At 60.9% G+C, this 7,930-nt stretch carries 8 protein-coding genes and 1 pseudogene; 6 read left to right on the top strand and 3 right to left on the bottom strand.

Going from position 1 to position 7,930, the window contains the following annotated elements:
- The 6 genes and pseudogenes from VL003_RS12385 to VL003_RS12360 form a co-directional block, all read left to right on the top strand.
- Positions 1 to 245, top strand: a pseudogene (locus VL003_RS12385) (bifunctional tetrahydrofolate synthase/dihydrofolate synthase); the annotation flags it as partial.
- 66 nt (positions 246 to 311) lie between these two features.
- On the top strand, positions 312 to 1,088 hold the full coding sequence (locus tag VL003_RS12380; protein ID WP_325442928.1) for an SPOR domain-containing protein: 777 nt from the start codon (positions 312 to 314) through the stop codon (positions 1,086 to 1,088).
- A complete protein-coding gene (locus tag VL003_RS12375; RefSeq protein ID WP_325442926.1) occupies positions 1,085 to 1,573 on the top strand; it encodes a CvpA family protein in 489 nt (162 codons plus the stop codon). Before VL003_RS12380 ends, VL003_RS12375 begins: the two co-directional genes overlap by 4 nt.
- A 22-nt stretch (positions 1,574 to 1,595) precedes the next feature.
- Entirely contained in the window at positions 1,596 to 3,086 is a 1,491-nt protein-coding gene (purF, locus tag VL003_RS12370; RefSeq protein WP_325442924.1) for an amidophosphoribosyltransferase, read from the top strand.
- A gap of 521 nt (positions 3,087 to 3,607) precedes the next feature.
- The gene (locus VL003_RS12365) at positions 3,608 to 4,738 is read left to right on the top strand and encodes an FAD-dependent monooxygenase (RefSeq protein ID WP_325442922.1); all 1,131 of its coding nucleotides are present in this window, start codon (positions 3,608 to 3,610) and stop codon (positions 4,736 to 4,738) included.
- Between the two features lie 9 nt (positions 4,739 to 4,747).
- The gene (locus VL003_RS12360; RefSeq protein ID WP_325442920.1) at positions 4,748 to 5,521 is read left to right on the top strand and encodes an IclR family transcriptional regulator; all 774 of its coding nucleotides are present in this window, start codon (positions 4,748 to 4,750) and stop codon (positions 5,519 to 5,521) included.
- On the opposite strand, the gene VL003_RS12355 is transcribed toward VL003_RS12360, so the two are convergent.
- The 3 genes from VL003_RS12355 to VL003_RS12345 all read right to left on the bottom strand — a co-directional run bounded on the left by VL003_RS12355 (position 5,498) and on the right by VL003_RS12345 (position 7,661).
- Positions 5,498 to 6,307 (bottom strand): IclR family transcriptional regulator, encoded by an 810-nt coding sequence (locus VL003_RS12355; protein WP_325442918.1) that lies wholly within the window; start codon positions 6,305 to 6,307, stop codon positions 5,498 to 5,500. The two genes, VL003_RS12360 and VL003_RS12355, sit on opposite strands and share 24 nt — an antisense overlap.
- 94 nt (positions 6,308 to 6,401) lie before the next feature.
- A complete protein-coding gene (locus tag VL003_RS12350; protein WP_325442916.1) occupies positions 6,402 to 7,418 on the bottom strand; it encodes an aromatic ring-hydroxylating dioxygenase subunit alpha in 1,017 nt (338 codons plus the stop codon).
- Positions 7,419 to 7,436: 18 nt separating this feature from the next.
- The gene (locus VL003_RS12345; protein WP_325442914.1) at positions 7,437 to 7,661 is read right to left on the bottom strand and encodes a recombinase-like helix-turn-helix domain-containing protein; all 225 of its coding nucleotides are present in this window, start codon (positions 7,659 to 7,661) and stop codon (positions 7,437 to 7,439) included.
- Positions 7,662 to 7,930 lie beyond the last annotated feature (269 nt).

Raw genomic sequence — 7,930 nt, 5'->3', positions numbered from 1 at the left:
TCGACCATTGGTATTGCGCCACACTCGAAGGCCCCCGGGGGGCAAGCGGAGCCGAGCTGGCCGAGATCGTGCGCAGTGTGTTGCCCTCGAACCCCGATGAAACAATAACGGTGTCCAGTTTTGACAATCCGGTTCAAGCCTTCGCCAAGGCGCGTGAGCAGGCCTCCGAGGATGATAGAATTCTTGTGTTCGGCTCGTTCTCGACAGTGGGCCCCGTACTTAAAGAACTCGGGCGCACCGTCTAACCGGGCACACGGTCTAATCATGCTGCCGCCGTCGCCTCATACGCATCGCGGCCCAAGGGTTTTCACATGGGATTGTTCTCTCGCAAAGAGGCTGCCTCCAGCTCAAGGCGCCGTTCATCGCCGCCCAGCGAGGCGCAGGCCGAAGACTTGCGCGGCCGGGCACGGCAAAGACTCATCGGCGCATTGGCCTTGGTGGTTGCTGCTGTGGTCATCGTGCCCCTGCTGATCAAAAACGAACCTGACCTGCAGCCGGAAACGCCCATTGTCGTGCCCGCCGTGCCGCCTATTCCCGAGCCCTCAATCGCCGCCAACGAACCGCGCTCAACCGGGCTTCCCGGCAGTAATAACGGGGGTCAGCTTAGCGTCGAGCCGCCGGCCCTGCCTGCGCCCGAGCCCATTGCCGATACGTCGACCGAACAAAGTTCAGCACCGCAGGCCAGCACCGCTGCCGCTGAAACGCCGCCCAAACCTGAGCCCAAGCCCGAGGCCAAGCCTCAGCCCAAGCCCGACACCAAGCCTTCGGCTTCAGAGCGCACCGACGACGGTTCGGTTGCCATTGCGCTGCTTGAAGGACGCTCGCCCAGCAAGCCGCCCGCGGCGGCCACACGGGGTAACTTCGTGGTGCAAATTGCCGCGTATACATCGCAAAAAGATGCCGATGCCCGGCGCGACGCATTAGTGTCAGCCGGCGTTACCAATGCCTACGTCGAATCGGCCAACCCCGACGGCAAGGCAACGTATCGCCTGCGCGTCGGCCCGTTCCCCACCCGCGAGGCTGCGCAAGCGGCCCAGACCCGGCTTCGGTCGCTCGACTACGTCAACAGCTTCATCGCAACTCAGTGACAAGCTTCGACTATATCGTGCTCGCCGTTTTGGGGGTTTCGGCCTTCCTTGGCCTGCTGCGCGGTCTGGTTAAAGAGCTTCTGTCGCTAGTCGCCTACGCCGCCGCCTTTGTGGCCGCCATCTGGTGGGGGCCCACCGTGTCAACCTGGCTGGCCGGCTATATTGAAAACGATCTGCTACGCACTGCAGCGGCTTACGCGGCGGTGTTCATTGTGGTGCTGCTGCTGGTGGGCCTGGTCAATGTCACGCTGGGCGCACTCATCGAGAAAACAGGCCTCACCCCGGCCGATCACGGCATGGGCGCCATCTTTGGCTTCATGCGCGGGTTACTGATTGTCTTGGTGCTGGTCGCGCTGGCCGGTTACACCCAACTGCCGCAAGAACCCTGGTGGCGCGACGCCCGTCTGTCGGGCACGGCCGAGCAGGGCATACAGAAAATCAAGCAGATGCTGCCGCCGTCGCTGGCGTCGTGGCTGCCGTACTGATCGCATTAACTAGGAACATCAAATGTGTGGAATCGTGGGGATCGCGGGGCGCAATCCCGTCAACCAGGTAATTTATGACAGCCTGCTGTTGCTGCAGCATCGCGGCCAGGACGCCGCGGGCATCGCCACGGCGCACGACCAGCTGTTCAGCATGTACAAGGCGCACGGCCTGGTTCGCGACGTGTTCCGCACCCGCAATATGCGCTCGCTTGTCGGCAACAGCGGCCTTGGCCAGGTACGCTACCCCACGGCAGGATCCAGCGACAATGTCGATGAAGCCCAGCCCTTTTATGTCAATGCGCCGTTTGGCATTACTTTCGTACACAACGGCAACCTGACCAACTGGCAAGAACTGCGCGAAGAACTCTTCCGTATCGACCAGCGCCACATCAACACCAACTCTGATTCCGAGGTGTTGCTTAACGTCTTTGCCCACGAGCTACAGCGCGCCGCCAACGGCGTCTCGCTTGACGAAAACGCCGTGTTCCAAGCCGTGGCGGCCGTACACAGAAGGGCACGCGGCGCCTATGCCGTGATTGCGCAGATCGCCAGTTTCGGCATGGTGGCCTTTCGCGACCCGCATGGAATACGTCCGTTATGCCTGGGTTCGCTTGAGAGCGATAAAGGCACCGAGTGGATGGCCGCCTCAGAATCGGTTGCGCTGACCGGTTGCGGTTACACCTTCGTGCGCGACATCCAGCCTGGCGAGGCCGTGCTCATTGATATGGACGGCAACGTCACCAGCCGCCAATGCGCCCAAGCCCCGGGCTTTACGCCTTGCGTTTTCGAATACGTATACTTTGCCCGTCCCGACTCCCTGATGGACGGCGTATCGATTTATTCCGCCCGCTTGAACATGGGCGAGTACCTGGCCAACAACGTCGCCAAATCGCTGCGCCTGGGCGACATCGACGTCGTCATGCCCATACCTGATTCATCGCGCCCCTCGGCCATGCAGCTTGCCGCACACCTGGGCCTGAACTACCGCGAAGGTTTCATCAAGAACCGCTATGTCGGGCGCACCTTCATCATGCCCGGCCAGGCTGTGCGAAAAAAATCAGTGCGCCAGAAACTAAGCGCCATCGACATGGAGTTTCGCGGTAAAAACGTGCTGCTTGTCGACGACTCCATCGTGCGCGGCACCACCAGCCGCCAGATCGTCGACATGGCCCGCGCAGCCGGCGCCAACAAGGTCTACTTCGCCTCCGCCGCACCCCCCGTGCGCTTCCCCAACGTCTATGGCATAGACATGCCCAGCCAGGCCGAGCTTATTGCCACCGGCCGAAGCACCGAACAAGTCGCCCAGGAAATCGGCGCCGACGGCCTCGTCTACCAACGCCTCGAAGATCTCGAACAGTCTATCCGCGACCTCAACCCCGCCATGAACCAGTTCGAATCCTCCTGCTTCAACGGCCACTACATCACCGGCGACATCGACGCCGACTACCTGCAACGCCTGGGCCAGACCCGCGGCAGTGCCGCCACAGCCGCCCCAGCCGAAAGCGACGAATAAGCGCGCCCTGAACAGCTGCCGACCCCAAACCGGCCGGCAGTTTCCAACCCCCGAGCGCACTCCCGCACCCCGCACCCCGCACCCCGCACCTCGCACACTCACCAATCTCCTTCGGTGACCCCATTCCACATCCCACTCTACCGGAGCTCCTGGTTGCGGGTAGTGCCAATTTCGCGCGTTGGCGCGAGAGCCAGGCGCACGCGAAGGTAGCCCGAAGGGGCGGACGAGCGGGACAGGCGGGCCGAAGGCCGAGTGCCTCCGCGCGAAATTGGCACTACCCGCAACCAGGAGCGTGTCAAGAACCAGCACCGCCGCCCAAGAACCAGCACCGCCGCCCAAGAACGAGCACCGCCACCAAGCGTAAACCCCAACCGCAAACCCCTTGCAAGCCCCCCATCCGAACCGTTAAAATATATTCAATCCGTTCAAAAATGAACATAACAAAATAGGATCCGGTTCAACCCGCATCCGCATCCACCACATAATCACCACCCGCAAGCAAAATCCAGGACTCCCAAGACATGAACCAACCCCTGATCGGCATCTGCGGCGGCGGCATAGGCGGCCTCACCGCAGCCATCGCACTGCGCAAACTAGGCCAACGCGTCGTCGTCTTCGAACAAGCCAAACAATTCGCCCGAGTCGGTGCCGACATCAACCTGACCCCCAACGCCGTACGTGCCCTCGACGGCCTGGGCGTGGGCGACGCCTTGCGCGCAACCGCCGCCCGTCCCGCCTATCGCATCAGTCGCGACGGCTACACCGGCGAAGAAACCTCGCGCCTGGCCATGTCCAGCGCTGCCGAAGAAAAATACGGCGCCCCGCAGCTAACACTGCATCGCGCCGACCTGCTCACCGTACTTGAAAACGCCGTGCCTGCCGACTGCATCAAACTGGGTAAAAAAACCACCCGCGTCGAACAACAAGAAGGCAAGGTCAAAGTAGAGTTCGAAGACGGCACCAGCGAAATCGTAGACGCCCTGGTCGGCGCCGACGGAATCCATTCGGTCGTGCGCACCGCCATGCTCGGGCCCGAAAAACCAACATTCACGGGTGTCGTCGCCTATCGTGCCGTCGTGCCGGCAGACCGGTTGCAGGGCCTGCCCGACCTTGACTGCTTCACCAAATGGTGGGGCGATCGCCCCGAAGTCCAGATCGTTTCCTTCCCGCTTAACCAGGGCAAAGATATTTTCATCTTTGCCACCACCCCCCAGCCCGAATGGACGCTGGAGTCGTGGACCGCACCCGGCGAGGTCGCCGAGCTGCGCGAAATTTACCGCGACTTTCACGCCGATGCGCGCGCACGGCTTGAGGCCTGCACCGAAGTGCTGAAATCGGCGCTGTACATTCGCGACCCCTTGCCCCGTTGGTACGACGGCAATCTGGTGTTGCTCGGCGACGCCGCTCACCCCATGACCCCTTTCATGGCGCAGGGGGCAGGCCAGGCCATTGAAGACGGCGTGGTACTGGCGCGCAGCGTGGCCCAGCCCGGGTTTACCTCGCTGGCTCAGTCCTGGCAGGCGTATCAGGACGCGCGCCTCGATCGAACCAGCCGAGTTCAAATTTCTTCCCGCGACAACACCTGGCTGAAGCAGGGGGGCAACGCCGACTGGGTTTACGAATACGATGCGTGGGCTGCGCCCCTTAACTAAGGTGACTCATTGACTGAACACGATTCTGAAAAAGGCCTGGTCACACCGGTAATGCGCGGCATACGCCTGCTGCGCTATATCGCCCAGGGTGGCAGCACGGCCAATCTCAGCGAGGTGGGCCGCCTGATCGACGTCAACCGCGTCACCGTGATGCGGCTGCTTGCCACCCTCGAGCACGAAGGTCTGGTCGAAAAACTGCCGCATGGTGGTCATCGTGTGGGCATGTCCTTCATTACGCTTGCAGCCGCCGCACTGGGCTCGGTCGATTTGCTTGGCGCCGGGCGCAGGATGGTCGAGCGTCTGTCAGCGCAATTGGGCGTATCAGCATATATGGTCGTGCTCGACGGCTACGATGTGGTCTATGTGCACCGCGAAATGCCCGAAGGCGGTCTGGTCAGCCATATTCGTGTCGGCAGCAGGGTGCCCGCATTTCAGACAGCGCCTGGGCGGGCCATGTTGGCGATGTTGCCGGACGTGCAGCTTAAGCGCCTGTGGTCGGCCTGGAGCGAGTCAGGCGCTGATACCCGCCGTATTGATCTGGCCGATTTCGCCAGGCAGCTTGAAGTCGATGGCGACAAAGGGCATGCCTGGAGCTTCTCGGGCTACGAGGCGGGCATCAACGCCTGCGCCGCAGCAATAAGAAGCAGCAACGGCATGCCGGCGGCGGCGCTTAGTGTAGTGGCCCCTCAGCAGTTGTTCGACGCCGACGCCACCTTGCATGACCGCATGCAGCAGGGCGTTGTGCAGGCCGCCAAAGAGTTAACCCGCTTGGCGGGCGGCTGAACCGGGCGCCCGGTAATCCAGGCATTCAGATAATTGAGCGGCGGCGGCCACTACCGTGTGGGCCAACGATTGATGCCGGGCTTCTGGAATCTTGGCGTCGGGTATGGTTATGCCCAGCGCCGCAGCCACCTGGCCTTCGGCATTCAGCACGGGCGCGGCGATGGACGAAATATGCGGTTCGAAAAAACCTTCGGCCACCACGTAGCCCCGCGCCTTGTCTGCTTGCAACAACGTGAACAGCGCTTCGACCGTGGTAGGTGTGTGTGCACTGTACGTCTGCAAGGTTTCTTCGGGGTATAGGGCACGCAACGCGGGCAGGCTGTGGCGGCAGAGCAGGGCCCTGCCCAGTATGGTGGCATGGGCGGGCAGGCGCGTGCCGATATGCACCGAGCTGGTAAAAATGGAACCCGCCGTGGCCTTTTGCACGTAGATGATGTCGCGGCCGTCGCGCACGACAAGGTTGGCTGAGTAGCCAAGGTCGTCGCGTAGTTTGTCCAGTATGGGGCGGCCCAGCTCGGTAAGCGACAACGAAGCCAGGTATTCAAAACCCAGCTTCAGTACCGCCGTACCCAATTGATACTCGCGCCCGTTGGCGGCCTTTTCAACAAACCCCAACGATTCGAGCGTGACCAGCAGCCGAAACACCGTCGTACGCGGCACATCAAGGCGCCGAGCAAGCTCGGGGGCGGTAAGCACGGGCGTTTCGCGCGTAAATTCGCATAATATCCGCAGCCCTCGCTCGAGGCCCGGAACCGAATACTTGGTGGTTTCTTTGTCGGCGCTCATGCCGGTGTTGCTCCTGTTGCCAAGCGGCAAAGTCTAACCTGAAGCAAAAGATGCTGCCGTTGACTGTACCGCGTGGCGCTAGCCGGGCAAGTGTTTATACCTTACCGGCCAGTTGTTCTACCGCCAGCTGGCGCAGGGTCCGGCGAAGGCGCGTAACGGCGACGTCGTGCTGATACAGGTGTTCGCGCTTGTTGGCGTCGGGCTCCATCACCTCGAGTATGACGCGGTCTTGCTCGACGACATCCCAGTGGCGCGCCTCGAGGCGGTTCTTGTACAGAAACCGCCAGGCGTCGCGCTGCCAGCCCGATACCTTGCGATTGCGCCAAAAGAAAACGGCGGACTGATTGGCCTGTATGGGGGTGGCAAAGGCAGCAATGCCGAAGCTGCCGCCGGGGCCGCCGCTTTTGGGATAAGGAATGTCGAGCCGCGCCCAGAAAATATTCGTGTCGGCAAACTCGGTCCAGTCGAAGTTGACGTCGCGCTGTTCTGATTTTTCGAACGAAAAGCCATGCTCGGTATCGCGCAGGTCGAACTTGGCGGCGCGGGCGCCGGCGGCCATGCTGTGCGACTGCTTGTGCAAGAAGGTGCCATGCATGGGGTCCATGACGTTGTCCAGCACGTAGCGGTAGTCGACGTCCCATTCGAGATAGCACAGGAACTTCTCGTATTCGTCTGAGGTGAGCTCTTCGGGAAGCACCAGCGGCGGGGGCTGATCAACGTTTGTGGAGGAAAGATACAGGAAGATGGCGCCGTTGCTTTCTTGAAGGTGAAACGACAAGGTGGGGCGCGACCCTTCAAGCTTGCAGCCGGGGTTGCCCGGTACGGAAACAACGGTGCCGTTGCAGCTGACTTCTACGCCGTGATAGCCGCAGGCGATGCGGTTGCCCAACGGAATGCCGGCCGAAAGCGGGGCGCCGCGATGAGGGCAGTGGTCTTCAAGTGCATAAGGCGTGCCGTCGGCATCGCGCCACAGAACAATCTTGTAGCCCAGGCGCCGCATCGACACCGGGCTTTGTTTGACGAACTCTGACGGACAGATGGCGTACCAGCGGTTCTGTATGCCGTTGGCCAGGACTTTCTCGATTTCAACGTCGGAAGGATTGGTGGTCATGGTTGTTCCTTGGTGGATTCAGTCGGCGCCCAAACGCTTCAGTTCGGCGGCAAGCATTTCGGCAGTCCAGGTGTCAGAGGCGTCTTGCGGCTGGGGACCGTGGTTGTTCAGATACGCCACCAGCCCCTCTAGTTCGACGATGTCTGCGGTGAAGGCGCGTTCGAGCGAATCGCCCAGCAAGTTTTCGTAGGCGGTGGGTTCGTGTTTGCGGGCTTGATGGGGCTGCAGATATAGCTGAGACATTGGTTGATCTCCGTGACTTACATTTTGGGCGGCTTCAGCGCACGCAGGACAAAAGACGCGGAAGCAGGTTTGTTCCACATATTAAACGGTGTTTTATGTATTGAAAGTTTAGGACTGTCGGCTTAGGGCTAACCAGTAGTAGAAACCCTAGATATAAAGGGAAAATTGACGGCTTAAAGGGAAATCCCTAATACAACCAGGGGGCTTGAGGATTTAAAGTTTGTTTAATTCACAAAACAGTGGTTCATATATAAAACGTTTTGGCCTCG

The sequence above is a fragment of the Pusillimonas sp. genome, assembly GCF_035515275.1.
GTDB lineage: Bacteria > Pseudomonadota > Gammaproteobacteria > Burkholderiales > Burkholderiaceae_B > Pusillimonas.
This window is presented reverse-complemented; position numbering and strand designations above follow the sequence as displayed.